This window comes from Nonomuraea aurantiaca, assembly GCF_020215705.1.
Classification (GTDB): Bacteria; Actinomycetota; Actinomycetes; order Streptosporangiales; family Streptosporangiaceae; genus Nonomuraea; species Nonomuraea aurantiaca.
In genome coordinates, this window is the sequence record NZ_JAIWNB010000004.1 from 14435 (window position 1) to 40890 (window position 26456).

The following is a 26456-nucleotide window of genomic DNA, read 5'->3' on the forward strand; positions in this document are numbered from 1 at the left end:
GGGGCGGGTGTCATTCCAGGACGCCTGCGTCGCGTAGCCGGGCGAGCTCTTCCTCGTCCATGCCGAGCAGCTCCTTCAGCACCACGTCGGTGTGCTCGCCCAGCAGGGGCGCCGGCGCCGTGAGCGCTCCGGGGGTGTCGGACATGCGGACCACGATGCCCTCGTGCCGGACCGGACCCGCGATCGGGTGCTCCAGCACCGGGTAGAAGCCGCGCGCGGCCAGGTGCTCGTCGGCCTCCACCAGGTCCCGCCCGGTGGCGACGACGGCGGCGGCTATGCCCAGCCCTTGCAGCTCGGCCGCCAGTGACCGGCCGTCGTGTCGCGAGCACCAGGCCGCCAGGGCGTCGTCGATCTCGTCCTCGCGCCCGCGCCGCTCCGCCAGCCCGGCAGGCGCCAGCGCGGCCAGCTCCGGCACGCCGGCGTGCTCAGCGAGGCGCCGCCATTCCTCGTCCCCGCGTACGGCCAGCGCGATCCAGCGATCGTCGCCGCTGGTCGGGTAGACACCGTGCGGCACCATCCGCGGATGCCGGTTGGGCCGCACCACGGCACGCGGGCCTTTCAGCTCCCCTTCGGCACCCGAATCGTCGGATTCGGCTTCGGTACGGGAGCCGCCGAGCTCGGCTTCGAGTACGGCCGGTCCCATCGACGCGGCCATCGCCTCCAGCTGGGAGAGATCCACATGGCCCGCGCGACCAGCCGCGATCATGTCGAGCACGGCCAGAACGGCCGAGTTGGCGGCCACCATGTCGCCCAGCCCGAAGGTCAGCCCTTGCGGGGCTTCCCCGGGATCGGCGGTCTCGCTGGTGAGCCCGGACATCGCGGCGAGCGTGTCGGCGAAGGTCACGGCGTCCCGCCACGGCCCGCTCTGCCCGACCCCGGCCATCGACACCAGGATGACACCGGGATTCAGCTCCGCCATCCGGTCGTACGACAGCCCCCACTTGGCGAGCACGCCGGGGCTGAAGTTCTCGATGACCACGTCGCACTCGGCGACGAGCCGCCGCAGCACCTCGCGGCCCGGCTCGGTACGCAGGTTGAGCGCGACGCCGCGCTTGCCCCGGTTGAAGTTGATGAAGTAGCCGCTGTCGTCGAAGCCCGCGCCGGGGCGCAGCCTCATCGACGGCGCGAAGCGCGTGGGATCCTGCCGGTGCCGCGATTCGATCTTGATGATGTCCGCGCCGTGCTCCGCCAGGGTCTTGGTCGCGTACGGCCCGGCGAGCACCCAGGTCAGGTCCAGGACACGGACCCCCGCCAGCGGACGTCCGGTGCCCGTCGCCGCGCGGCGGCCTCGGGGCTGCGCGGTCCGCCAGGGGGCCTCGATGGTGGCGGAAAGCGGTTCGGTGAGGCGTACCGGGCGCGGAGGCTCCGGGGCGGGGAAGGGGAAGCCCACGTCCGTGACACCGTCCGGCGGCAGGCCCTCGCCCAGGACACGGGTGAAGAAGCCGCGCGCGGCGAGCTGGGGGTTGGCGGTCAGGCGCTCGGCCGTGGCGACCTCCGCCCATGGCAGTGCCCGCCCGCGTCCTTCCTCGGCCATCGACGTGGCGGAGCGCTTCGCCACGAACCTGGCCACGATCTCGTCCACGTGCTCCCGGCCCCGCCAGCGGAAGGCGGGATCGGACCACTTCTCCTCCGTCAAGTCCGCCGCCTCGCCCGACTCCGCCATCCAGGCGAGCAGATCCGTCCACATGCGGTCACTGCCGGAGTATCCGCCCGCGACATGACCGTCCGCGGCGCGGAAGACGCGGTGCGCCACGTGCTCGTACACCCCACCGTTGCGGGAGGGGTACCGGCCGGCGTGGATCCACGAGATGGCGGCCGTCTCCAGTGTGGCGGCCACCGCCTCCTGCACGGAGACGTCGATGAGCTGCCCCCGCCCGCTACGGTCGCGGGCGATGACGCCGAGCAGCGCCGCGATGGCCGCGTGCGCCCCCGCGAGCTGGGTGGCCTGCTCGCGGGGCGGCGGCTTGGGCTGCCCGCCGGGCTGCCCGCCCAGCCAGGCCATGCCGCCGGCGGCCGCGGCCACGAGGTCGTCGGCTCGCCAGGCGCTCCGGGGGCCGCTCGTGCCGAACGGCGTGACCACGACGTGGACGGCCTGCGGCCAGCGCGACGACACCGCGCCGGAGTCCGTACGCACGCCCGCGAGCTCTTCGAGCGGCCCGCTCTCGATCACCACGTCCGCCTGCTCCACGAGCCGGTCGAGCTCCTCGGCGCTCTCGGGCACGCCCACGACCCGCTTGCCCGCGTGCCAGTGCAGGGTCTCCGCGCGCGACAGCACCGGCGCGGCCGGGCGTTCGACGCGTACGACGTCGGCCCCGAGCCCCACCAGCAGCCTCGCGCCGTGAAAGGCCAGCTCGTCGGTGAGGTCCAGAATCCGCAACCTGTCCGGCATGCCGGCTCCTCCCAGTGGCAGGTATTGACGGCTCGAACGTAGGGGGCGGGATCGCCAGGGCGCGACCATCCCGGTCTGTCCAGCGGTCCGCGCGGTCAGGCGATCGCCTACCCGGTGATTCGTGGGGTCAGGCGACGCCTGTCCGGTGGCCGGTGGGGTCAGGCGATCGCTTGTCCGGTGGTCCGTGGGGTCAGGCGATCGCCGCGCCGGCGTCCCACGCGTCCGGCGGCACTCCGTCACCGCGCAGCTCACCCTTGACCACCTTCGTGGCGGCGTTGCGCGGCAGGTCGTCGAGTACGCGCACGTAACGCGGGACGGCGTGGCGCGGGAGCCGGTCGAGGCACCAGGCGTGCACCTCCGGCGCGCGTACGGCGGCTCCGGGCACGACGCTCACCGCCACCAGCACCTCCTCCTCGGTCAGCTCGGAGGGCACGCCCACCGCGGCCACGTCGAGGACGCCGGGCATCGCGGCCACCACCTGCTCCACGTCCCAGGTCGCGATGTTCTCGCCGCGCCGCCTGATGACGTCGGCGCGGCGGCCGGCGAAATGGAGGAAGCCGTCGTCATCGAGCCGGCCGCGGTCCCCCGTGGTGAACCAGCCGTCGCGCAGGACCTTCCCGGTGGCGGCGGCGTCGCCGGCGTACCCGCTGAAGATGATCGACCCTGCTCTGGGCCTCGCGGTGATCTGCCCGACCTGTCCCGCCGGAACCGGTCGGCCGTCCTCGTCCCTGATCACCACCTCGTACTCCGGGACCGGCCGGCCGGCCGAGCCCGGCCGCCGGACGCCGGCCGTGCTCACCGCCACGTCGGCCAGCTCGGTGCACGCGTACGCCTCCAGCAGCAGCACGCCGAACCGGTCCTGGAAACGCCTCGTCAGGGCTTCCGGCGCCGGTCCCCCGTAGGCGCGGCGCACCTGGTGGAGACGGTCGGACTCGGTGGCCGGAGCCCGTTCGAGGATGGCCGCCACGGCGCCCATGAAGTTGAACGCGGTGACCCCCTCCCGCCGGCAGATCTCCCAGAACCGGGAGGCGGAGAAGCGCGAGTGGGCCACCAGCGTGGCGCCGGAGATCAGGGCGGGCAGCAACCCCGCGTGCCTGACGTTGATGTGGTTCCAGGGGAACATGTTGAACAGCACGTCCCCCGCCTCGTACCCCATGTTCCGGGCCACCCGCCGGGCCTGCCGGACGCCGGCGAAGTGCGGCAGCAGCGCGCCCTTGGCCCGGCCGGTGGTGCCCGAGGTCGCCATGACGACGGCCGGATCCGCCGGTCCCGGACGCCACTCCGGCAGGCGGCGCGGCGCGGCGAGCAGGTCGTCCATGTCCACCGACCCCGCCAGCTCGGCCTGCGCCCGCTCGGTCACGAGCACCACGCGCTCCATCTGCTCGGCCAGCGCGACGAGGTCGGGATTGTCACGTACGGCGTCCGTCCCGGCGATGAGCACGCGCGCCCCCGTGGCCCCGGCGAGGTGCCGAGCCGCGGGAAGCCGGGCGTCCAGGGCCAGCGGCACCTCAACGGCACCAAGCCTGGCCAGAGCGAACATCACCTCGACCAACCGCGCACCAGGACGCAGGCACGTGACGACCCGATCGCCAGGGGAGACCAGACCCGCGAGCCCGCGCGCGACGACGGTGGCACGCGCCCGGCACTCCTCGACGCCCAGCGACGTGCCATCCTCGAACCGCACGAGCTCCGCGTCCGGCACGACAGCCGCGCGACGCTCCAGCAGGTCGAGCATCGTCTCGGGCGAGGCCGTGACATCGTCCGCGTTTTCCATGGTCTCCCTCACACTCGGCACTATGTGAGGATGTCCCATGCCTCATCCCGGGGACGACAGCGGGTCGAGGTTTCAGGGTGGGCCTCGACGAACGTGCGGAATCTCACCGGTGAGCCTCGACGAACGCGCGGATCAAGCCGAGCGCCGACAGGTCGTAGACCTCCTCCACCGCGTTGGCCGCCAGGTGGCAGATGCGGAAGCGGGCCGGCGGCGTGATGCCGAGCCGGGTGTTCTGCAGGTAGGTGTAGTTGATCAGGACGCGGTAGCGCAGGAAGCCCGGATCGGCGAAGACGCGGTCATGGTAGGTCCGGCTGGAGAACATCAGCCGGTGGAAGTCACTGAGCCTCGGGATGGCGAGCGCCTCCTGGTGGGAGCCGGGGCGGATCAGGCGGCCGCGGGCGATCAGCGGTTCGGCGCGGCGGCCGTACTCGGCGATCAGAGCGGCCCATTCACGGACGAAGGGCACATTTCCGGTGATGCTGTCGATGCCGATGGCGCAATCTGTGTCATCGGCGCTGTCGAGGGTCGCGATGACCGCGCGCACCCTGCCCGTCAGCTCGTCTCGCCGGGCTTGGTAGTCCCGTTCGAAGCCGGCCCGCACGGCGTCGGAATCGGCGCAGCGGGCCAGGAAGCCTTCGGCGTGGGAGCGGTAGGAGACGAAGCTGCGGGTGATCGGGCTCATAGCGGTGTGGGAGGTGGCCAGCATCAGCGTCATGGCCAGGCCGTCCTTGGTGTCGTGGCCCGAGCGAACATGTCGCAACATATCGAGCAGCAGCGGGGTGCTGTCGGTGTAGAAGCCGGCCAGCAGGCTGGCGGCGTCCTCGTCCAGGGCCTGGTGACGGGAGTCGTAGGGGGCGTCGTGGAGGGAGCTGTCGGGATACCAGGGGGTGAGCGGGCCGGGGTCCTTCTCCTGCTCGGCGAGCACGCGGTGCTGGGCCAGCAGCGCCCGCTGGTCGAGTACGGCGGTGGAGGGGTGGGCGCGCAGGTAGGAGCCGATGATTTCGTCGATGGCCTGCCGTACGGCCTCCGCCCAGGTGGCGGGGTCGGTCTTGACGTTGAGCCGCAGATGGGGACCCCGGCGCCAGTGCCGTAGCACGTGGGCGGCTTCGACGGTGCCCCTCAGGTGACGCAGCAGCGGGCCGACGGCGTCCAGCAGCAGATCGTCCTGGCCGGGCACGCACCACCCCTGGCTCCACGGGAGTCGTCATGGACGCTCTACTGTGGCGGTGAGCTGGAACATGTACTCGGTCACGCGCTTGCCGTCGTCGCCGTAGCGGGGGTTGTCCGCCAGGTCGGGCAGCACCTCCTCCAGCACCACCAGATCGCCGGGCTCACCGGCGGCGCGGGCCAGGTCGAACAGCAGGAAGCAGTTGGCCGCGTCCACGTACAGCGGCTTGCGTGCCTTGGTGAAAAAGCCCTTCGCCCTGTCCGCCGGGATGACCCGGGCGAAGAACCGGCGCGGGATGCCGTGCTCAGCCAGCCAACGCGCGAACCGCACCAGGTAGGCCACCTCGCCCTCCCCCTTGCGGGGGGTAGGCAGTTCCCCGGCGGGCAGCCCCCAGCGGGCGCGGGCCAGCGTGACCCGCCCGACCTCCAACCGGGGCCACCGCCACGCACCGCTCTCCTGCCCACCCAGCCGGTGTCTGTCCGTACGGGCAGCCAGGGAATGCGCGCGGCGACCGCCTGCCGGTAGACGCGCTGGTAGTGACGCGTGTCGTCGGCATCGTGGGCCGTCACGAGCACGTCCGGCGCGCCGATGTCGTAGGTGGCCTCTGCCAATGGAGCGTCCGGCAGCGGAGCGTCCCGCAGTGAGACGTCCGGCCCGGTGTTCACCTTTCGGCACCGGTCCAGCCAGATCGAGCCGCGGCTCACCGGTCGGCACCGAATCGGCAAGAACGCAGTGTGGCCCACTGGTCGGCACCGGACCGGCCAGTACCGGATGTGGCTCACCGGTCGGCACCGGATCAGCCAGAGCGTCAGTCATCGCACAGCACCACTCGCACCACGTACGGCAGCAGTTCGACCGCGGCCGCGTCGTGGTGCATGGGCACCACCACCGGCACGTGCCCGGCCGCCTGCAGCGCCTCCGCCAGGAGCTTCCACTCCGGCGGCTCCTCGCCCGCCCACCACGACGGCGCCGGATCGGCGTAGGCCGGTTGCTGCGCCTCGTCCCGCCGAGCCCGTGCCGCGGCCTGCTCCAGCTTCGCGACCTCCTCGGTGGGGGCCGTCACGCGGACCTGCCGCCAGCGGGAGATCAGGCCCGCTTCCAGCAGGGCGAGCAGCACCGGGCCGTGCCCGGCCAGGGTGACACGCGCCTGCCGCAGCCGCTCGAACCGTCGCTCGGCCGAGCCCAGACGGTAGCGGATGAAGGCGATCTCGGCGGCGTAGATCCGCCGTTCGCACTCGCTCAGGCCGTGCGGCTCCTCGTCCGCGGCATCGACGACGAATCCCTGACCGGCCAGCGTCTCGACCAGCCGTACAACCATCAGGCGGCGGTCGCCGGGAAGCGTGGCGGTCAGCTCGGCCAGGCTGTGCTCGCCGGTCAGGTAGGGGGCGAGCTTCTTGAGCAGCTCGTGCGCGTGCGCGCCTTTCAGCCAAGGTCAGGCGATCAGGTGTCCATCCCCTTCCGCAACAGCGCCCACGCGCGTGCGGCGGCGACTCGCCGGGCCGGCGCCGGCCGCTGGACGAGGGCCGCCGCGAGCATGCCGACGGCCATGACCAGGTCCTCGGGGGTGAGGTCCGGCCGGATCCGCCCGGCGTGCTGGGCCTCGGCGAGCTTGCCCGTCAGCAGGTCCGCCACGCGGTCGCGCACCGCGATGACGCGTGGGTCCGCAGGGGGCACGCTCACCATGTCGATGAACGCGGTCGAGGCGATGGCCTGCTCGGTGATCAGTGCCAGTACGTCGTCGAGAGTGGCACCCGGTTCGGCGGCCAGCGCCTCCAACGCGGTCACTCCATCCTCGAACACGGCGAGCGCGAGGCTGACGCGGTCGGGGAAGTGCCGGTACAGGCTGCCCTGGCCGACGCCGGCCGCCCGGGCGACCATGCTGAGCGGCGCGTCGTAGCCCGCGGTGGCGAACACGTCGCGGGCCGCCGCGATCAACGCCGCGCGGTTCCCGGCCGCGGCGCCGGGTCCTCTGTTCATCCGGCGTACGTCAGGCATAGCGGCAACGATAGCAACCGGACATCAGAGTCCGCCTGCTCAACTTCGACCGATCGGCTCTCTCGACATGTACGAGGTCTAACGGCTACGTTGTCACCGGACAATATTGTCCGGTTATGGCCTGCCGCCGATCTGTGCCGGTCGTCCGATCGAAAGGACCATCTCTTTGAGCACCTTTGACAACAAGGTCGCCCTGGTGACCGGAGCGGGTTCCGGGATCGGCCAGGCCATGGCGGTCGCCTTCGCCAAGGCCGGCGCCCGCGTCGTGGCCTGCGACATCGACTCCGGCAGCGCCGAGCGGACCGCCTCCGACCTCGGTGACGCGGCGATCGGCGTGGCGGCCGACATCTCCGACGAGGCCTCGGTGGCCACGCTGGTCGAGACCGCGATCAGCGCGTACGGGCGCATCGACGTGCTGTGCAACAACGCCGGAATCATGGACACCATGGCGTTGCCCGCCGACATCCCGCCCTCTCTGTGGGAGCGGGTGCTGAGCGTCAACCTGACCGGTACGTTCCTGGTCACGCACGCGGTGCTGCCGTACATGCTGAGCCAGAACGGCGGCGCGATCGTCAACACCGCTTCCGAGGCCGGCATCCGCGGCGGCACGGCCGGGGCCGCCTACACCGCCTCCAAGCATGGCGTGGTCGGCCTGACCAAGAGCGTGGCCTGGGCGTACGCCAAGGACGGCATCCGCTGCAACGCCATCCTGCCCGGCCCCACGATGACCGGCATCGCCACGAACACCACCTTCGACCCGACCGGCGCCGCACGCCTCGGCCCCGTGCTCGCCCTCGGTGAGAGCATGGCCAAGCCGGAGCAGATGGCCGACGCCGCCCTCTTCCTCGCCTCCGACGCCGCCTCGTTCATCAACGGCGCGATCGTCCCGGTGGACGGTGGCTGGTCGGCCGCCTGAGCGAACCACCTCCTCGTGATCCACAAGACGATGATGTGAGCCACGGCTGTATCGGGCTGCGGACCGTACTCAAGGTGCTGCTCGACCGGCAAGCGGGGCGTCATCGACGGTCACGAACTCCCGCCGGACCCCCTCGGGCACCGGCCCTGCTCACCTCATCGCGGTTCATCGGGGACAGTGGAGCACTAGGTCGCGGGCCATGCGGTCTATCGGGGAATGTGGGACGCCTGCGCCGTCTCGGCCAGCCGCGCGATGTGCCGGCGCTCGTCGGGGCCGATCTCGGAGGCGGGCATGCGCAGGGCGCCGCCAGTGCCGCGACCGACGTGGCTCAGGGCCGGCTTGATGCCCTCCACGGTGCCGCCCAGCGCGGCCAGCACCTCGTCGGCCCGGGCTTGGGCGGTGCGTTCCGCGAGGGGGTCCCCGCTCGCCACGGCGTCGGCCGGCATCGCGAACGGCTCGGGGAACGCCGCCGACAGCCCGGAGACGACTCCGGCGCCGCCGTGGCGGACGACCTCGGCGAGCCTGGTGCCCGCGCCCGACCACAACCGCGGCTCCGGCGGGAGCGCCGCGTGGTACTCCTCGAACCGTTCGGCCGCCAGGCCGCTCAGCTTGACCCCGGCCGGCCCGGCCTCGGCGGCGATGCCGGCGAACTCGGCGGGCTCGACGACCACGCCGGAGCGCTCACTGAACACAGGCGGCCGCCCTGGGCACCGCTCTCCTCGCCATCCACGCCGCCGGGACGACTCGATCCGCAGACCACAATCAAGCACGCGGCGACGCTGGTCTCCTGGCTAGGCGCCGCCTCCCGCCGGCAGTCGCAAGAGAAGCTTCTGTACCCAGCATCGCGGGGGGTGCTTGAGCTCCGTGTGGTGGCGGACGCCCGCCACCGCCCCTGGCCGGGCCGGCGAGCGCCGTGACGTGGGCCGGCACCTGCTGCAGGCCGGGCCGGGCGCCGGGGTCCTCAGCCAGGCAGGCCGCCGGCAACCCGGCGCGCGTTCGGCTCGAAGTCGACGTGGGCGGCGGTGTGGCCGCCAAAACCGCTCTCGGCCGTCCGACGGGTCAGTGCACGCAGAGGGCCGAGACGGTCACTTCGTAGACATACCAGGAGCTATCCGGCGCAATGAAGAGAGTGCGATCGCTCTGTGACCAGTTCGTGCAGTCACCACCCGCCGCCAGCACCGCCGCCCTGGCCTCCTGCGCGCCGTTGTGCTTGGCCACGTCCGAGGTCCGGCCCTGGCCCACCGCGCTCGCCGAACGCGGAATCGTGTAGGACATGGCGGACTGATCGGTGGCGGCGTCGGCCGCCACGGCGCCGAGACCGAGCGCCGTCACCGTGACAAGGGACGCGGCCGATGCGCGCCAAAGGAGCCCTCTCCTGCGGCGGCCCGTGCGAGATTCCATCTGGCCTCTCCATTTCGTCGGACGTATGGGGATCGCGGCGCTTGGCGCGCCGCGACGTCAACGTAGATCCGTAATCGCAGCCACGCCAGATTCCGTTGGCCGCCGCCGCATTGGCCCACGATGCGGCGTCCGGTGGGCTGAAAGTTTCACGAAAGTGAAAACGACTCGCTGCGGCAGAAGACCGGGGGCGTCGTGGAAGTGACCTGCGAGCAGGACGACATGATGCGCGTGTGAGCCGGCGCCTACTACCGACGTGCGCGCCGCTAGTTCGTGCCCCTGCTGAAGCCGCGCCACAAGCAACCGCCCAACCAGGCGGTCCAATGCGTCGGTTTCCTGGCCTTCCGGCTGCCCGAGGATCCGCGCCGCGGTCGCCAAAGCACCGGCCAGCACTCTTGCCGACCCCGAGCGCCTCCTCGATCATCTGCTCACCAATGCGACCCGAATCGGCAACCCGGGTAGCGCCGCTAAGCACCCGGGTCCCCGCCGACGGGGTGCAGCCCTGTGCGACTGGCCGCAGGCCCCTGGGCGAGCGAAGACGCCAAGAGCGTGGGTTCCGGGCCTCAGGTCCGCAGGGTAAGGCAGTCTCACCGCCGCGCTGCTGCCGGGGTACGGCGTGCTGTCGGAGTCATATCCGTCACCAGTGCCTGAAGGGAATTCTTGGCTGCTCAGCCCAGGCCCTGGCGTACCCCTCCTCCGGGCCCCAGGCGCCGAGTCGAAGAGTTCCATCGGGGGCGAACTGACGAGACCCCACGGCGCCGAAGGCAGGCAGCAAATCGTCATCAGCTCGCCGGTAGCGGCAGCCAGCGGTGTCCCGTCCTCGGCAAGCACATCAAGGAGGAAATCGGCTCGTCCCGATGCCTGCGATCGATTCGAGCTTTGTTGAAGTCTGGGGCGGCCTGGACCGTCTTCTGTAGAGTCAGCGCCCGTCATCGTACGACCCGGCCGAGGGAGAGCGATGCGGGTCGAGTTCCGGCTGTTGGGCGAGGTGTGCGCCCGTGTGGACGGCAGATCGGTCGATATCGGCCCGGCGCGGCAGCGCTATGTGCTGGCGGTGCTGCTGGCGGAGGCCAATCACCCGATGTCCATGGATCAGCTCGCCGAGCGGGTCTGGGGTGAGGACCGGCCGCCGCAGGCCGCGGGTACGTTGCGGAGTTATCTGTCGCGGTTACGGGCCGCTGTGCCGGTGGTCGAGGAGTGGGGCATCCGGCGTCGTTCCGGCGGCTATCTGCTTGAGGTCGACGAGGCGGCCGTGGATCTGCATCTGTTCCGCCGGCTGCTGGCGCAGGCGCGGGGCAGCCGGGACGGCGTGGAGCCGGTGGCGCTGTATGAGCGGGCGCTGGCGTTGTGGCGTGGCGAGGTGTTCGCCGACCTGGACACACCCTGGTTGATGGCGCTGAGGCACACGCTGCAGGCCGAGCGGTTCGCCGCGCAGTTGGACTATCACGACCTCCGGCTCCGGCGCGGTGAAGACGCCACGTTGCTCGTCGACCTCGCGACGCTGGCGGCCGCGCATCCGCTGGATGAGCGGCTGGCCGGTCAGCTCATGATCGCGCTGTACCGCAGTGGCCGCCAGGCCGACGCCTTGGCATGCTATGCGCAGATCCGGCGCGAGTTGGCCGAGGCGTTGGGGACCGATCCCGGCCCTGCTCTCCAGGGGCTCCAGCAGCAGATCCTGGCCGCCGACCCCGTGCTCGCCCCGGCGGCGGTGGACGTCGCTGTGGCAGCGCGCGGCGTCGTACTGGTGCCGCAGACCCTGCCGGCGGCGCCGCCGTTGTTCGTCGGCCGGGACCGCGAACTGGCGGGGCTCGATGAGGCGCTGGCCGTTCAGCTGACGACGGACACGGTGCGGATCGTCACGATCGGCGGCTGCGGTGGCATCGGCAAGACCTGGCTCGCTCTGCACTGGGCGCACCGGAACACGGACGCGTTCGCCGACGGGCAGTTGTACGTGAACCTGCGTGGCTTCGACCCCTGCGACGCGACGATGTCGGCGGCGGTGGCGGTGCGAACCTTGCTGGGCGCCCTTGGCTGCGATCCGGCGGCCATTCCGCCGATGCTGGACGCGCAGGTCGCGCTGTATCGCAGTCTGGTGTCCGGCAAGCGGATGCTGATCGTTCTGGACAATGCCCGCGACACCGCGCAGGTGGCGCCTCTGCTGCCGGGGAGTTCGTCCTGTTTCGTGCTGGTGACCAGCCGCCAGGAGCTGGCCGGCCTGATGGCCGGTTACGGTGCCCGTCCGATCACGTTGCCCCCTCTCGGTCAGGCCGAGGCGCGCCGGCTCTTCACCCGTCATGTGGGCAGCCGGCGGGCCGAGGCAGAGCCTGCGGCAGTGGCCGGCCTGCTGGAGCTGTGCGCGGGGCTGCCGCTCGCGCTGAGCATCATCGCGGCCCGGGCGAAGGTCCGCCCGGACTTCCCGCTGTGGGCCCTGGCCGAGAATCTGGGCAGGGACTCGGCACGGTTGGACGCCCTGGACGGGGGAGAGCCGGCCGCGGACCTCAAGGCGGTGTTCTCCTGGTCTTATCGCACCTTGTCGGCACCGGCGGCCAGACTGTTTCGGTTATTGGGCATTCACCCTGGTCCGGACGCCGACGAGGAGGCGGCGGCCAGCCTGGCCGGGCTGGAGCATGCTCAGGCGCGACGGCTGTTGACGGAGCTGACGCGGGCGCACCTGCTCATCGAGCACCGGCCGGGACGCTACACCTTCCATGATCTGCTGCGCGCCTACGCCGCGGAGCAGGCTCGCACGCGCGATGCGCAGGCCGCCCGGCGCGCCGCGTCGCACCGCGTACTGGACCACTATGTGCACACCGCTCACACGGCCATGCTGCTGCTCTATCCGCACCGCCATCCGATCACCCTGTCCGCGCCGCAGGACGGAGTGCGCCCGACGGTCCTGACCGACCCGCGGCAGGCGATGGCCTGGTTCACCGCCGAGCACGCGGTGCTGATCGCGGCCGTGCGCCAGGCCGCCGACCTGGGATTCGGCACCCTCACCTGGCAGCTGGCCTGGGCCTTGGTCACCTATTTCGACCACCAGGGACATTGGCAGGACCTTCTCGCCACCCAGCAGACCGCGCTGAACGCCACGCAGCGGCTCGGCGATCGACTCGGCCAGGCCCACGCCCACAGCGGACTCGTCCGGGCCTACACCCGGCTGGGCCGCCATGACGACGTCCGCGCCCACGTCGAGCAGACGCTCACCCTCTTCACCGTGCTCGGTGACCGGGTCGGCCTGGCCAACGCCCACCGCGGCGTCGCCTCGCTCCTGGAGACCCACAGCGGGTATCGAGAGGCGCTCGACCATGCAGAACAGGCCCGCGATCTCTATCAGCAGGCCGGCCATCGGGCCGGACTCGCGCACGCGCTCAACGCGATCGGCTGGTACCACACCCTGTTGGGCCACCACGACCAGGCCCTGATCCACTGCGAGCAAGCCCTGGACCTGCACCTCGAGCTCGGCCATCAGCACGGGCAGGCCACCACCTGGGACAGTCTCGGACACGCGCACCTGCATCTCGGCCATCACGCCCAAGCCGCCGCCTGCTACGAGCAGGCCCTGAAACTGTTCCGTGAGGTCGCCGACCGCTACAACGAGGCCGCCACCCTCGTCCGCCTCGGCGACGCCCACCACGCCGCCGGCCACGACCGGCCGACCGGCCATGCCTGGCGGCACGCACTGGAGATCTTCGAGCAGCTCGGCCACGCCGACGCCGACCGGATCCGCGCCAAGATCCACGATCAACTGGATCGGTAGCGCCGACGGCGCAGCGGCGAGTCCAGCACCCGCAACGAACCCACAACGCTTTCACAACGCCGGTCAGACATGCTGAGCCGGTGCGAGCGCAAGGCCGGGCGCCCATACGGAGCTGAGTACCTCGCATACCGCTGAATGGAGAACTCGGTGCTTTGTGTATCCAGGATGATTCGGCGCGGCTCCACGGCGTGAGCGCCGAGCATCTCCAGGTGCTCGCCGATACCGACGCAGAACTTCCTCCGATGCCCGGTCACGGAGACCTCATTGACGCGCCAGGAAGACATCAAGGCGACACCGGGGCGACGACACAGACGCGCGTCACCGGCAACCGAAAGAAGGTCGAGGTGATGAAGAGCGAGCCTTGAAACGGCAACCGCAGAAATGGCGTTCAGCGGAGGCTGTTTCCCGGGATTTCCGTGGCCGCGAACAGAGAAGCAGCGAAGATACAAGAGCGCAGCAGGTCTACCCACTCGCAAGAATTTCTGCGCCACTTCACGGACGGCCGGAAATCGCCGGAAGGTGGCAGTAGGTCATCTGCCTGGCGCCGGAGACGGCACTTCCGATGACAAGCGGCAAATCTTGCCCGCACATCAGCGTCCTTCCCCCGTGGGGATACAGGCGCACCAATATGCCATGTCCTCACGCCTTTCTGTTCCCGATAGGAGAACCATGCGGACCAAACTGTCGAGGATACTCGTCGGAGCCCTGATCGTCGCGGCAGGAACTGCGAGCGGGGTGCCGGCGGCATCGGCGACCGCCTCCGCCCTCCCCTGCTCGGTCTACGCGGATCCCCCCTTCGCCTATGGCGTCGGCGAGATCCGTGGAATCGGCGGTTCGACGGGCTGCGGGGAGTCCAGTATCGAGGCACGCCTCTACCAGGACAAGGTCGGGCTCGACGCTCTGGTGGCGACCGGCTCGGGGTCAAACCCGATCAGGGTCTACGGCAGTTGCAACTGGGGCCACGGTAGCTACTACACCCAAACCCGCAGCCGGGGCGGCACGGTGGAGTCCGGGCGCGTGACGCTCTGCTAAAAGCATCCTGAATGGGAGTGAGGACCTTCGGACGTGGGCTCGTCACCACCCCCGAAGGTCCTCGCGCCCAGGGATAGGTTGTGAGTTCCTCGATCATGGCGTGGCCAAAGTGGCCGTGCGGTCCTCGTCGTCGTCCAGGGCGATGATGACGAAACTGGAGCGCTGATCGGCGAGGCGGACGAGTTGCGCGCTCAGCCCGGCCCATCTGCCGCCGTGCCGGGAGATCCGCCGGCCTGCGTGCTCGCGGACGCCGAGGGCCCACGCGTAGTCGAGCCGCGTGCCGTCGTCCAGGTGGCCGGCCAGGTGCACGAGCCGGTCGGCGTTGGAGATGGTCACATGGCTCGGCTCCATCCTCATGACGCCGGAGCGGGTTCCTGATCGCCGTTTCCCAGAGGACCGAAGCGCCATTCGCCTTCGCCGAGCAGCTCGAGTTTGTGGGTGTGGTGCTGCTCGACCGTCGTGCGGTGGCTGACGCTGACGACGATGGTGTCGGGCAGCTCTGACCGCACCAGTTGATAGAGAATGAACTCCAGGCCCTCGTCCAACGCCGAGGTCGACTCGTCGAGGAACACCACCTTCGGCTTCGTCAACAGGAGTCGGGCGAACGCGATCCGCTGCTGTTCTCCTGGGGAAAGCACCTTGGCCCAGTCGTGAACCTCGTCGAACCGGTCCCCGAGGTGCGGCAGCGCGACCTTCTGCAGCGTGCTGCGCAGGATCTCGTCATCGACGGTGCCTTCATCGCCGGGATATGTGACGACTGCACGTAGGTCGCCCAGCGGTACGTAGGGCAGCTGTGACAGGAACATCGTCTCGTTGGGTCCGCACGGTCGGGTCAGTGTGCCGGTGGTGAACGGCCACAACTCGGCGAGGCTGCGCAACAGCGTGGTCTTGCCGCTGCCGGATGGCCCGGTGACGACCAAGCTGTCACCCACTTCGAGCCGCATGTCGAGCGGATTGATCAACTGCCGTCCATCGGGGGTGCGGACCTCGACGGCATCGAGCTGAACCGTCCCGTCGACGCAGGGCAGCGTCGTCACCTCCGGCAGTGCCCTGGCCTCTTCGTTGGCGACGACCAGACCGTGAAGTCGGATGATCGCCGCCCGGTACCCGGCGAAGGTGTCGTAGGCGTTCCGGAAGAACGAGAGGCCGTTCTGGATCTCGTTGAACGCCGCCGCCGACTGGGTGAGATCGCCGAGGCGGATCTCGGCGGCGAACAGGCGCGGCGCCTGCAGCAGATACGGGAGGGGCACGATGCTCTGGCTGATCGAGTAGTTCCAGGCGTTGAAGCCGATGGTCCTGTTCAGATACCGCTTGTAGTTGGCGACAACGGGGATGAACAGGCGCCGCAGCCCTGAGCGCTCCGCGCGCTCGCCGCGGTAGAACGCGACCGCCTCCGCCGCATCGCGCAGGCGCACCAGGGCGTAACGGAACGCCGCGTTGAACTTCTCATTTCGGAAAGCCAGCCAGATGATCGGCTTGCCGATCCAGAAGGCGATTACGGAGGCGATGAGGACGTAGACCAGCCCGATCCAGAACATCGCCCTGGGGATCTCTTGCCCGAAGACGGAAAGCGTACCCGAGAGACTCCACAGGATCGCCGTGAACGACACGATCGAGGTGACCGCGGAGATCGCGCCGAACAACAGCGTGTTCGGCGTCCCCCCGTTGCTCGGAAGGTTGGGCAGAGGTCCGTATCCGGCGGTGACCAGGTCGATGTCGGACTGAATACGCTGGTCCGGGTTGTCGATGGTGTTGTCGATGAATCGCAACCGGTAGTAGGCCCTACCGTCGAGCCAGTCTCCGGTCAGTCTGTCAGTGAGCCAGACGCGCCAGGCCAACACGAACCGCTGGAGCAGGAACAGATCCAGCAGCAGCCGGGCGATGTGTATCGCCGCCAGGACGCAGAAGACCCACAGGGACATCCAGAAGCCGTGCTCGCCGGAGTCTTTCACCGGAGTGTTGTTGACGGCGATGCCCTGAACCGCGACTTGGAGGCTGGACAGCATGTCGTTGCCTTGATAGCTCAACAGCACGTTCAACCGGACACCGGTCACCACCGACAGCAAAATGGCGCCGAGCCGGAGCCAGACCTTGACGCTCCCTGGACTGGTGAAGTACGCGCCGGTGATGCGCCAGAACTGCCTGCCCCACGTCGTGAAGAGGCCGATCAGCACGAGGACCGCCAATGTGCAGACCACAGCGATCGCCCAGGCTCTGGCGATCCACATAAGTGATGTCCAGACCTCAGAGCCCCAGTCGAGCGACGGGGTGAACAACTCCATTCCGGCAACGTATAGGCACAGAGTGTGACGAGTGCCTTTGGGAGAACTCAACTCGCGGGAGGGAGTCAGTCGGGTCGCCATGCTTCGACGGCGACCCCCGGCGGGCGCCGGTCCAGCCCGCGAATCACGTCCCCAGACTGGCCGCTGATCACCTGGACGGAGGCGGAGCGCGCGAAGGGACAGGCATGGGGGCTGAAGACCATCGAGTCCTTCCACACGCACGGCACTCCCCCCTGGCCTGAGGGATACGCCCTATGCGCCCCGGTGTGGGCTGGTTTCGGTATCTTGCGTAGTTCAGGACCGACCGAACCACCCGCTACAGAAGGGACGGCACGTGCTCGACGATGCCGGTCTCCAGGCGCTCCGCGAGGCGGCCCGCCTATCCCCGGGCAACCTCCCCCTGCGGCAGCACCTGGCCGGGCAGCTCCTGGCCATGGGGTATCTCGGCGAGGCCGAGGCCGAATACCGCGCCGCGCTCGTGCTCGCGCCCAAGGACGCGGGCATCATGGCCGGGCTGGCGGAGGCCTTCGTCCGGCAGAGCGCCTATGGGGCCGCGCTGGCCGCGCTCGAGCCGTTGCTGGCCTCGCCCGGCTACCCGCCCAAGGTGGGTGTGCTGGCGGCTCGGGCGCTGCTCGGCGAGGGGGACACGGCACGGGCGGGCTACCGCTACCACGAGGCGGTCTCCCGCGACCCGTCCGTGGCAGACGCCGACCTGGCCGCCCGGCTGTCGGCCCCGCCCGCCCCACCATACGGTGCACCGGCACCTCCCGCCGGGCACGCCTACGCCGCACCGGCGTCCGCGTCGGCGCCTACGCCGGTGGATGGGGCCACTGCCGAGGTCGAGCGCTCCCGGCTCAACTTCGCCGACGTGGCCGGCATGGAGGCGGTCAAGGAGTCGCTGCGGGTCAAGCTCCTGCTGCCGATCCAGCAGCCGGACCTGTTCGCCGCGTACGGCAAGCGCGCCGGTGGCGGGGTGCTGCTGTACGGCCCGCCGGGTGCGGGCAAGACGCACCTGGCCAGGGCAGCCGCCGGAGAGCTCGGCGCGTCGTTCGTCAACGTGGGCCTGGCCGACATCCTGGACATGTACATCGGCTCCAGCGAGCGCAACCTGCGGGCCACGTTCGAGCTGGCCCGGCGCAACCGGCCGTGCGTGCTGTTCTTCGACGAGGTCGACGCGCTGGCCGCCCGCCGCTCGGACATGCGCCAGGCGCACACGCGGCAGCTGGTCAACCAGTTCCTGGCCGAGCTCGACGGCGTGGACCAGAACGCCAACGAGGGGGTCCTGGTGCTGGCGGCCACGAACGCCCCCTGGTACGTGGACGTGGCCTTCCGCCGTCCCGGCCGGTTGGACCAGCCGGTGTTCGTCCCGCCGCCCGACCCGGCGGCCCGCGCGGCCATCCTGCGCCTGCTGTGCCGCGACAAGCCCCTGGCCGAGATGGACTTCGACGCGGTCGCGCGGGTCACCGACCATTTCGTCGGCGCCGATCTGAAGGGCGTGGTGGACCGGGCGGTGGAGGTCAAGCTCCAGCAGTCGATCAGCGCGGGCCGTCCCATCCCGCTGTCGACGCCCGACCTGCTGGCCGCGGCTCAGAGCGTACGGCCGACCGCGGTCCGCGAATGGATGGCCACCGCGCGCAACTATGTGATGCACTCCAACGACTCCGGCGCCTGGGACGAGCTGCTGCCCTGGGTCAAAGCCAAGTGGTGACCACCGCCGATCCGGTACAGCGGGCGCGAACCCTGCTGGGGATGCGCCGTCCGGCCGAGGCCGAGCGGGAACTGCGCGGCGCGCTCGCGCGGGAACCGCAGCACATCACCGCCCACGCCTTCCTGGCGCTCGCCCTCGCCCAGCAGGGCGTCGTGACCGAGGCGGTCGCGGAGGCGCATGAGGCGATCCGGCTGGCGCCCGACCAGTGGCTCACGCACTACGTGGCCGGACAGGTACATCATCTGGCCGGCCGGCCCGACGACGCGCTGGCCGCCCTCCACGTGGCCCTCGAGCTCGAGCCCGAGTACGCCCCGATCTGGGAGCTGCTGGCCCGCGTCCACGTGTTCAAGGGTCAGTGGACCCAGGCGGCCGAGGCGGCGCGGCGCGGGCTGGCCGTCGATCCGCAGGAGTCCGACCTGGTGAGCCTGCTGGCGGTGGCTCTCACCGAGCTCGGGGAGGCGGAGCAGGCCACGGCCGCCGCCGCGCACGCCGTGGGACTGGACCCGGAGAGCGCCACCGCGCACCTGGCGTACGGCCGGGCGGCACTGGCCTTCGGCGATCCCCGGCGGGCGGCGGACGCCTTCCGCGAGGTGCTCCGCCTCTCCCCCGGCTTCGACCAGGCCAGGGATCTCCTCGTGACGGCGCTGAAGCAGCGCAATCCGCTCTACCGGCGGCTCGCGCGGCTGCGGGGCGGGCTCCGCGGCGGCCGCCTGGTGTTCCTGCTGCCCGTGGTCCCGCCGCTCGTCGTGGTCTTCATCCTCATCGCGGTCCTGCACTGGGCCGCCTGGGTCGCCGAGGCGTGGACCACGCTGCGGCTGGCCCGTGCCAAGGCCACCCGGCTGCTCTTCGAGGGCGCCGAGGCCCGCGTGGCCGTGCTGTGCTGCGGCCTGGTTGCCGTGGGCGCGGCGGTGCTCGTGCTGGGCGCGGCGCTCGGCCAGGAGACGGTCGGCACCGCGGGCGTGGCCGTCATGGCCCTGGTCACCGCGGTCCAGGAAGCCGTGCACACCGGCTCGGCGCGCGGGCGGGCGATCCTGTACGGCTGGACGGTCCTGCTCGTCCTGGCCATCGTCACGGCGACGATCCTGGCCGCGACGGGCGCGGTGCTGCTGAGCGTGTACGCGGGGCTGGCCACGATCTGGGTGGCGGCAGGCGTACGGCGCGCAGTCGGCCACCACAGCTAGCGCCTACTCCCGCAGGGCGGAGCTGAGCCCGGTGATGGCCGTGATCAGGTTGTCCCCCAGCCGCCGCCAGGACCGCTCGGCGGTGCCGGGGTCGGCCCGGCGGTCGGCCAGGTCGGCTTCCAGCTCGGCGCTCATGTGGACGATGAGCTGCCGGATCATCGCGCCACGCTGCGCGGAGAGCTCGGGATCGGCGGTCCGCCCGTGCGGCTGGCCGAGCTCTTCCAGGCGGCGGAACGACGGCATGTTCAGGTGTGCCTGGATCGTGTACTCGCGCAGGCTGGGCTCCACGACGGCCTGCGCCAGGAACCGGGCGTACCAGGACGGCGTGCCCACGTCGATGTGATGCTCGATGCTCGGCAGGACGAGGCAGGTGGCCCAGTCCCGCAGGGACATCTCGCCTGACTCGCTCAGCGCGGCCACCATCGCGACGCGGTGCTTCTCGATGGCGGCCATGTGCCGGGCCAGGATCGCGTGGATGAGCTCGTCACGGGTGCTGAAGTGATATTGCACCACCGACTTGTTACGCTGGCCCGCCGCCTCGCCGATCTTCCTGATCGACACGTTCGCGAACCCGTGCTCCGCGTAGAGCCGCTCCGCGGTGTGCATCAGTTTGTCCCTGGCGACCGCGGAGCGGGGCGAGATCGTGGCGGCCGTCTCGGAGAGCGTCATCTCGCACTGACCTTCATGACCGTTGCCCGACCTCGCTCTGGTTCACCGCGCTCTGGTCGCGGTCCCTGCCTCCACCGGGGCCAGGTTACCCGTATCGCGGCCGCCAGGGATGAACGCGGCGATCAGGAACGCGGCCAGCGCCGCGCCACCGCCGATGAGGATGGCGACCCGGAAACCGGTGGGGGACGGCAGTTCGGCGGGGCCGAAGCGGATGACCAGGTTGGCCAGCACGACCGAGATCACCGCGCTGGAGGTGGAGGTGCCGATCGAGCGCATGAGGGCGTTCAGCCCGTTGGCCGCGCCGGTCTCCGACGCCGGGACGGCCGACATGATCAGCGCGGGCATCGCGGCGTACGCGATGCCGACCCCGGCGCTGATGACGCAGGTGAACACGACGATCTGCCAGACCCCGCCCATGAGCACGATGCCCAGGAAGTAGCCGATGGCGATCACGAGCGAGCCCGTCATCAGCGACACCTTCGGGCCCCGCGCGGCCGACAGCCGGGCAGCGAGCGGCGAGGTGGCCATCATCACCAGGCCGCCCGGCGCCATGCACAGGCCGATCACCAGCAACGACTGGCCGAGGCCGTATCCCGTGGCCTCCGGCATCCCCAGCACCTGCGGCAGCACCAGCGACATCGCGAACATCGAGAAGCCGACCATGATGGAGGCCAGATTCGTCACCAGCACCCGGCGGCGGGCGGTGATCCGCAGGTCCACCAGCGGCCGCCGCGCGCGCAGCTCCCACACACCCCACAGCAGCAGGATGACCACGGCGGCGGCGAACAGCCCCAGGACGGTGCCGCTCGTCCAGCCCCAGTCGCCGCCCTTGGAGATCCCCAGCAGCAGGCACACCAGTCCGGCCGTCAGCCCGACCGCGCCCAGCACGTCGAAGCGGCCGCCGGTGCGCAGCGGCGACTCCGGCACGACGGCCAGGACCAGCCCGGCCACCACGGCGCCGAGCGCCGCCGAGACCCAGAACAGCACGTGCCAGCCGATGTGCTCGGCGAGCAGGGCGGCGCTCGGCAGACCCAGCGCGCCGCCCACGCCCAGCGAGGAGCTCATCAGGCCGATCGCCGCGCCGAGCTTCTCGCGAGGCAGTTCGTCACGCATGATGCTGATGCCCAGCGGGATGACGCCGGCGGCCGCGCCCTGAAGGGCCCGGCCCACGATCATCGGGGGCAGCGAGTCGCTGAGCGCGCAGATGACCGACCCGGCCACCAGCAGCCCGAGGCAGAGCACGAGGATCAGCCGCTTGCCGTACATGTCCCCCAGACCCCCGAACACCGGGGTGGCCACCGCGCCGGCCAGCAGGGTCGCGGTGATGGCCCAGGAGGTGTTGGACGGAGTGGCGTGCAGCAGGGCCGGCAGCTGCGGGACCAGCGGAATGACCAAGGTCTGCATGAGCGCGACCACGATGCCGGCGAACGCCAGCACCGCCACCGTCAGGCCGCCGCGTGGCGCCCGCACCTCGGTCCCAGGGACCAGCGTCGTCATCGACGTCCTGTCTCGATCGTTGCGATATGGGGCTCTGTGACCAGTCCCCCTTGTACGCCGCGCTCACGCCCGCGTCCTGTCTGCGGGTACGCGAAGATCGCGCGGCGGCCCTCCTCACCGTAAGGCGCTCGCCTCAATAGAGTCAAGCAGTTGACTTAATCAAGGCGATCCCTCTACGGTGCTCCCACGACCGTGCGGAGGTAAGGGTGACCACGACCAAGCCCGAGCGTGGCGGCGAGACCCGTGAGCTGCTCGTGACGACGGCCGAGCGGCTGTTCGCCGAGCACGGGGTCGCGGCGGTGTCCAACCGCCAGGTCAGCGAGGCGGCCGGGCAGGCCAACAACTCCGCGGTCGGCTACCACATCGGCACGAAGGCCGATCTCGTGCTCGCGATCGTCCGGCGGCACGCCGCGCCGATGGAGCGGCGACGCGCCGAGATGCTCACGACGGTCACGGATTCGGCCGGGCTGCACGAGTGGATCGCCTGCCTCGTACGCCCCGTCACCGAACACCTCGCCGACCTGGGCACCCCGACCTGGTACGCCCGGTTCGCCGCCCAGGTCACCACCGACCCCGCCTTCCGCAAGCTCGTCACCGACGACACGATCACGTCCTCGTCGCTGCGGCAGACCCTCGACGGGGTCGCCCGGCTCCTCCCCGACCTGCCCGAACAGGTACGGGAGGAGCGCAAAGACATGGTCCGGCATCTGCTGGTGCACATGTGCGCCGAGCGGGAACGCGCGCTGCACGAGGGCACGGCCACCCCGCACGCGACCTGGGACGCCGCCGCGACGGGGATGATCGACGCGATCACCGGCCTGTGGCTGGCCCCGGTCAGCGGCGTTCCCTGACAGCCGCTGTCACTCCACGACCCGGATGGCCGAGGCGGGGCACCCCGCGGCCGCGGCGCGCACCGCCTCGTGCTGGGCGGGCGGGGGAGCCTCGTCCAGCACGACGACGACGCCGTCCTCCTCGCGCTGGTCGAAGACCTGGTCGGCGGTCATCACGCACATCCCGCTGGCGCAACACAGGTCCTGGTCGGCGATCACCTTCATGACGGGCCCTCCAGTCACCACGTGACCCAGACGTCCTGCAGCCCGCCGGAGATCCCTCCGGTACGGAGCTTGAGGTCGTCGGGCGTGTCCCGCAGTCGCAGGCTCGGCAGCCGCTGGGCCAGCGTGCCCAGCACGACCTGCAGCTCCATCCTGGCCAGAGGCTGGCCGATGCAGAAGTGCGGTCCGGCGCCGAAGGTGAGGTGCTGGTTGGCCTGCCGGCGCGGGTCGAACCGCTCGGGCTCGGGGAACTTGCGCGGGTCCCGGTTGGCCGAGGGCGCGCTGGGGATCAGCGTCGTCCCCGCCGGCACGGTCACGCCGCTCAGCTCGACGTCCTCGGTGATGAACCTGGGCACGCCGATCGCCGAGAGCGTGCTGTCCATGCGGAGGACCTCCTCGACCGTGCCCTGGATCAGCTCGGGGTCGTCGATCACCGCCTCGAAGCGCTCCCGCTCGGCGAGCACCATCGCCATCATGATGGCGATCATGTTCGACGTGGTCTCGTGCCCGGCCAGCAGCAGCCCGCGCACGGTGGCGATCAGCTCGGCGTGGCTGAGGCGGCCGTCCTCGCTGTCGGTGATCTGCGTCAGCTCGCTGAGCAGGTCGTCGCCCGGGTTCGCCCGGTTGCGGTCGATCAGGTCGGAGACGTAGGCGTTGAAGTCCTCGTACGCCTGGTCGACCTCCTCCTGGGTGTTACGCGTGAGGGTCAGCATGGTGCTCGACCAGTGGGCGAACTTGTCCTGGTCCTCGCTGGGCGCGCCGACCAGCGCGCAGATGACGCGCACCGGAAGCGGCAGTCCGAGACCGGCCGACAGGTTCGCCGGGGAGCCCTTGGCCACGAGGCCGTCCACCAGATCGTCGGCCATCGCCTGGATCCTGGGGCGCCACACCTCCATCCGCCGGACCGTGAACCAGCGGCTGAGCAGCCGCCGCCACCGCAGGTGCCCCTCCCCCTCGCTGATGTTCTCGCTGCCCATCCTGCGCCGGCTGAACAGGCCGCCGTCCTTCGTGGTGGACATCCGCGCGGCGCCCTCCCGGGCGAGGTTGCGGCTGAACCGCGGGTCCGAGATCACCGCCCGGGCGTCTTCGTAGCGGGTCACCAGCCCGGCCACGTCGCCGCTGGGCAGCCTGACGTGCGCGACAGGGCACTGCTCGCGCAGCTCCGCCAGCTCCGCAGGGGGCTCCAGAGCCGTGGCCCGGGTGAAGGGATAATCGGGGATAGCCTCAGCAGTCATCGTGCCCTCCAGATCGGGAAGCTGATCGAACTCACCTTAAGTCGGCTGCTTTATTAAGGCAACCTCCTTGAAATGGCCCTCGGATGTCCTTCCGGGCCGCCTTCGGTGCATAACGGGCGACGGGCGACCGTCGGGCGCGGGGCCGTCGCGGAGCGTCGTGTGGGAGCTAGGCTCAATAGATCGGAAATGTGGGAGAGAAGGGACCCGATCATCGTCAACGACTACTTTCCCTCGTCCGAGGGCCCGCGGCAGGCGCGCCGGCGCGTCACTGAGGCGGCGATCCTGAGCAGCCACGACCAGAGCCGGGCCGACATCGCCCAGTGGACCTGCCCGCACGGGCAGCACGCCGGGCACGGCTGCGTCACCTGCTACGAGGTCTCGGCCGACGCCGATCCGGCGTTGCCGTTGTGGGAGGTCGCGGTCTGGTTCACCTCGGCGCGGCCGATCCCGATCAGGACCCTGCACGACGTGCACCGCCACGGCCGCCGCTTCGCGCTGGACCAGCCGTCGACCCCGCTGGTCTACCTCCTGAGCGGGCAGATACGCGCCGAGCTGGGCACGGAGGCGGTGGCGGGCATGGTCGGGTTCCTGCTGCAGAACCAGCACATCGTCGACGAGTTCATCGTCACGGAGATCCGCGCCGTCCACTCCTGAGGCCCGCATGGGTAGGGGACTACTCATGTGCCGCCGCCCATTCCACCTCACTCTTGGCTGAAAGGCACAAGAAAGAGAGGGGACGCGATGGCTGTCACGCGAATCGACTGGCATTGGTTCTCCGCCGGGGGAAACGGTTACCACACGGTCGATGTCAACCTTCCCCCGGCGCTGGTCGGCACGTCGGTCTCGCCGTACGGCGCGAGCGGCGTCCTGTATGACGCCGACGGCGTGATCCAGCATGTCCATCACGTCGTGGACATGGAGGGCGTCGAGGAGACACCGGAGAGCGTGGTCGCCGAGCGGGCGCTCACGCTGGCCAGGGATCGCGGGCTGGACCACGCCGCGCTGCGGACGCTGCACGCGGACCCTTCGCTCATCAGCGGCGCGGTGCGCATGCGGGTCGACACCTCCAGCGGGGCCCTGGTGACGGAGGAGTCTTCCACCCTCTAGCCAGAGTCCTGGCCGACCGGCGGCCTACCGTCTGGCTCCGCTGCCAAGCCGGCGTCAATCTGCGTGCAAGTGGGTGTCGTTAGCGTCGCCGGTATGTCACGACGATGGTTATTCGGTGCGGGCGCGGCGACCGCGGTCGCCGCGCTGCTGCTCACATCCTCTCCGGCGGCGGCCGGCACCGCCACCCCCAACGCGGCGGCACCGGCGGCCACTCCGGCGAAGGTGTCTGGCAAGCTGTTCCACGCTTGGCTGCGGCGCGACCGCGCGGCGGCCGCGAAGGTGGCCACCCCCGCGGCGGTGAACTCGATCTTCTCCTACGCCTATCGCGCGCCCGACGAGTTCGCGGGCTGCGCCGGCAACGCGTGCCGGTTCGTCCACACCAGCGTGCGGGTGCCGGGCGGCCTCAACGGCCTGCTCATGATCGTCTCCGGCTCGAAGGTGACCCGGGTCTACCAGTCGCGCCACGTGACCAGGCCGGCGGTGGCCGCCGAGCAGCTGCTCACGGCGTGGCACCGGGGCGATCGCAACCTCGGCCTCGAGGTGGCCACCCGGCCGGCGGTCGCCAGACTCTTCCGCGTCAAGTACGACCCCAAGGGCGTCACCTACTACTTCCAGGGCTGCACCAAGGAGCCGAAGGGCTACAGCTGCGCCTACTCCTACGACGGCGGCGCCCTGCTGATGCACCTCAAGGGCTCGGTCACCCGCGGGTACGACGTCCAGTCGATCGGCTACATCGCCGACTGAAGAACGGCGATGGCCTCAGGACGCGAGGACGGTCACATCACGATCGGCAGGCTGCGGTCCAGCCCGGACATGTGCAGGAGATTGATCATGAACGGGCGGGGCCCGGCCAGAGCGAGCATGATGCCCTGAGCCCGGGCGCGGTGCTGGATGCCGACCAGGATGCCCAGGCCGGTGGCGTCACAGAACGACACCCCCGACAGGTCGATGATGAGCGTGCCGGTGCTCGTCGTCAGGGCCGTCACCAGGCTCTGGCGGAGCGCCTTGCTGGTGAAGATGTCGATCTCACCGCTCAGCTGGATCGTGGTCGGGGCGGATGTTCCGCCGGCTCTGGGAAGCGGTATGGCGTGCGTGATGGTCATGATGATCCCCCATCGAGGTCCGAGCTCAGCGTGCTCCGTCCAGGGCCTCTGGAGGCACCCGTGAGCGGTCGATCGCCGTGGGCGACGCTGACCTGAGTGCCAACGCACGAAATGTCCTCGGTGGGATGAGTTTATCGCATTTCCCGGGTCGTCATTCGGAATGGTGTATTGGGCGATTCATTAACCAAAACGG

24 protein-coding genes are annotated in these 26456 nt (G+C 70.5%); 9 read left to right on the top strand and 15 right to left on the bottom strand.

Features of this window, described 5'->3' with window-relative positions:
* Positions 1-10: 10 nt before the first annotated feature.
* From LDL49_RS11840 to LDL49_RS11865, 6 genes are all read right to left on the bottom strand, one after another.
* Positions 11-2389 (bottom strand): CaiB/BaiF CoA-transferase family protein, encoded by a 2379-nt coding sequence (locus LDL49_RS11840; RefSeq protein WP_225291040.1) that lies wholly within the window; start codon positions 2387-2389, stop codon positions 11-13.
* Positions 2390-2579: 190 nt separating this feature from the next.
* Complete coding sequence (locus LDL49_RS11845) at positions 2580-4163, bottom strand: AMP-binding protein (RefSeq protein ID WP_225291041.1); 1584 nt, start codon at positions 4161-4163, stop codon at positions 2580-2582.
* 103 nt (positions 4164-4266) lie between these two features.
* A complete protein-coding gene (locus LDL49_RS11850; RefSeq protein WP_225291042.1) occupies positions 4267-5340 on the bottom strand; it encodes a thiopeptide maturation pyridine synthase in 1074 nt (357 codons plus the stop codon).
* 27 nt (positions 5341-5367) lie between these two features.
* The gene (locus tag LDL49_RS59135; RefSeq protein ID WP_372470355.1) at positions 5368-5760 is read right to left on the bottom strand and encodes a hypothetical protein; all 393 of its coding nucleotides are present in this window, start codon (positions 5758-5760) and stop codon (positions 5368-5370) included.
* 379 nt (positions 5761-6139) lie between these two features.
* Positions 6140-6649, bottom strand: coding sequence for a hypothetical protein (locus LDL49_RS11860; protein WP_225291044.1), 510 nt, complete (start codon positions 6647-6649; stop codon positions 6140-6142).
* A 122-nt stretch (positions 6650-6771) separates the two neighbouring features.
* Positions 6772-7326, bottom strand: coding sequence for a TetR family transcriptional regulator (locus LDL49_RS11865; RefSeq protein WP_225291045.1), 555 nt, complete (start codon positions 7324-7326; stop codon positions 6772-6774).
* Between the two features lie 166 nt (positions 7327-7492).
* Here LDL49_RS11865 and LDL49_RS11870 point away from each other — a divergent pair, with 166 nt between their 5' ends.
* Positions 7493-8242: an SDR family NAD(P)-dependent oxidoreductase gene (locus LDL49_RS11870; protein ID WP_225291046.1), complete on the top strand. Its 750-nt coding sequence runs from the start codon at positions 7493-7495 to the stop codon at positions 8240-8242.
* A 206-nt stretch (positions 8243-8448) separates the two neighbouring features.
* On the opposite strand, the gene LDL49_RS11875 is transcribed toward LDL49_RS11870, so the two are convergent.
* Entirely contained in the window at positions 8449-8934 is a 486-nt protein-coding gene (locus LDL49_RS11875) for a dihydrodipicolinate synthase family protein (protein ID WP_225291047.1), read from the bottom strand.
* A 367-nt stretch (positions 8935-9301) separates the two neighbouring features.
* Positions 9302-9643 carry a hypothetical protein gene (locus LDL49_RS11880; protein WP_225291048.1) on the bottom strand — a complete coding sequence of 114 codons (342 nt, stop codon included), beginning with the start codon at positions 9641-9643 and terminating at the stop codon, positions 9302-9304.
* Between the two features lie 955 nt (positions 9644-10598).
* On the opposite strand from LDL49_RS11880, the gene LDL49_RS11885 reads away from it, so the two are divergent.
* The gene (locus LDL49_RS11885) at positions 10599-13397 is read left to right on the top strand and encodes an AfsR/SARP family transcriptional regulator (protein ID WP_225291049.1); all 2799 of its coding nucleotides are present in this window, start codon (positions 10599-10601) and stop codon (positions 13395-13397) included.
* A gap of 669 nt (positions 13398-14066) precedes the next feature.
* Entirely contained in the window at positions 14067-14429 is a 363-nt protein-coding gene (locus tag LDL49_RS11890) for a hypothetical protein (RefSeq protein WP_225291050.1), read from the top strand.
* A gap of 93 nt (positions 14430-14522) precedes the next feature.
* On the opposite strand, the gene LDL49_RS11895 is transcribed toward LDL49_RS11890, so the two are convergent.
* Positions 14523-14765, bottom strand: a complete 243-nt coding sequence (locus tag LDL49_RS11895; RefSeq protein ID WP_225291051.1) for a hypothetical protein — start codon at positions 14763-14765, stop codon at positions 14523-14525.
* Positions 14766-14782: 17 nt separating this feature from the next.
* The gene (locus tag LDL49_RS11900; RefSeq protein ID WP_225291052.1) at positions 14783-16711 is read right to left on the bottom strand and encodes an ABC transporter ATP-binding protein/permease; all 1929 of its coding nucleotides are present in this window, start codon (positions 16709-16711) and stop codon (positions 14783-14785) included.
* Positions 16712-17045: 334 nt separating this feature from the next.
* On the opposite strand from LDL49_RS11900, the gene LDL49_RS58325 reads away from it, so the two are divergent.
* Entirely contained in the window at positions 17046-18419 is a 1374-nt protein-coding gene (locus LDL49_RS58325) for an ATP-binding protein (RefSeq protein ID WP_225291053.1), read from the top strand.
* On the top strand, positions 18416-19600 hold the full coding sequence (locus LDL49_RS11910; RefSeq protein ID WP_225291054.1) for a tetratricopeptide repeat protein: 1185 nt from the start codon (positions 18416-18418) through the stop codon (positions 19598-19600). Before LDL49_RS58325 ends, LDL49_RS11910 begins: the two co-directional genes overlap by 4 nt.
* A 3-nt stretch (positions 19601-19603) precedes the next feature.
* On the opposite strand, the gene LDL49_RS11915 is transcribed toward LDL49_RS11910, so the two are convergent.
* Positions 19604-20269: a TetR/AcrR family transcriptional regulator gene (locus tag LDL49_RS11915; RefSeq protein ID WP_225291055.1), complete on the bottom strand. Its 666-nt coding sequence runs from the start codon at positions 20267-20269 to the stop codon at positions 19604-19606.
* Positions 20270-20311: 42 nt separating this feature from the next.
* Complete coding sequence (locus tag LDL49_RS11920) at positions 20312-21766, bottom strand: MFS transporter (protein ID WP_225291056.1); 1455 nt, start codon at positions 21764-21766, stop codon at positions 20312-20314.
* A gap of 206 nt (positions 21767-21972) precedes the next feature.
* Here LDL49_RS11920 and LDL49_RS11925 point away from each other — a divergent pair, with 206 nt between their 5' ends.
* Positions 21973-22617 (top strand): TetR/AcrR family transcriptional regulator, encoded by a 645-nt coding sequence (locus LDL49_RS11925; RefSeq protein WP_225291057.1) that lies wholly within the window; start codon positions 21973-21975, stop codon positions 22615-22617.
* Positions 22618-22626: 9 nt separating this feature from the next.
* Here LDL49_RS11925 and LDL49_RS11930 read toward each other — a convergent pair whose 3' ends face one another.
* Both LDL49_RS11930 and LDL49_RS11935 read right to left on the bottom strand, forming a co-directional pair.
* The gene (locus LDL49_RS11930) at positions 22627-22821 is read right to left on the bottom strand and encodes a ferredoxin (RefSeq protein WP_225291058.1); all 195 of its coding nucleotides are present in this window, start codon (positions 22819-22821) and stop codon (positions 22627-22629) included.
* A 14-nt stretch (positions 22822-22835) separates the two neighbouring features.
* Entirely contained in the window at positions 22836-24053 is a 1218-nt protein-coding gene (locus LDL49_RS11935) for a cytochrome P450 (protein WP_225291059.1), read from the bottom strand.
* A gap of 186 nt (positions 24054-24239) precedes the next feature.
* Between LDL49_RS11935 and LDL49_RS11940 the strand changes: the two genes are divergently transcribed.
* From LDL49_RS11940 to LDL49_RS11950, 3 genes are all read left to right on the top strand, one after another.
* Positions 24240-24707, top strand: a complete 468-nt coding sequence (locus LDL49_RS11940) for a hypothetical protein (protein ID WP_225291060.1) — start codon at positions 24240-24242, stop codon at positions 24705-24707.
* Between the two features lie 87 nt (positions 24708-24794).
* Positions 24795-25160 carry a hypothetical protein gene (locus tag LDL49_RS11945; protein ID WP_225291061.1) on the top strand — a complete coding sequence of 122 codons (366 nt, stop codon included), beginning with the start codon at positions 24795-24797 and terminating at the stop codon, positions 25158-25160.
* A 93-nt stretch (positions 25161-25253) separates the two neighbouring features.
* Positions 25254-25904, top strand: coding sequence for a hypothetical protein (locus tag LDL49_RS11950; protein ID WP_225291062.1), 651 nt, complete (start codon positions 25254-25256; stop codon positions 25902-25904).
* A 32-nt stretch (positions 25905-25936) separates the two neighbouring features.
* Here the strand turns inward: LDL49_RS11950 and LDL49_RS11955 are convergent, their stop codons facing one another.
* The gene (locus LDL49_RS11955; protein WP_225291063.1) at positions 25937-26263 is read right to left on the bottom strand and encodes an STAS domain-containing protein; all 327 of its coding nucleotides are present in this window, start codon (positions 26261-26263) and stop codon (positions 25937-25939) included.
* Between the last annotated feature and the right edge of the window lie 193 nt (positions 26264-26456).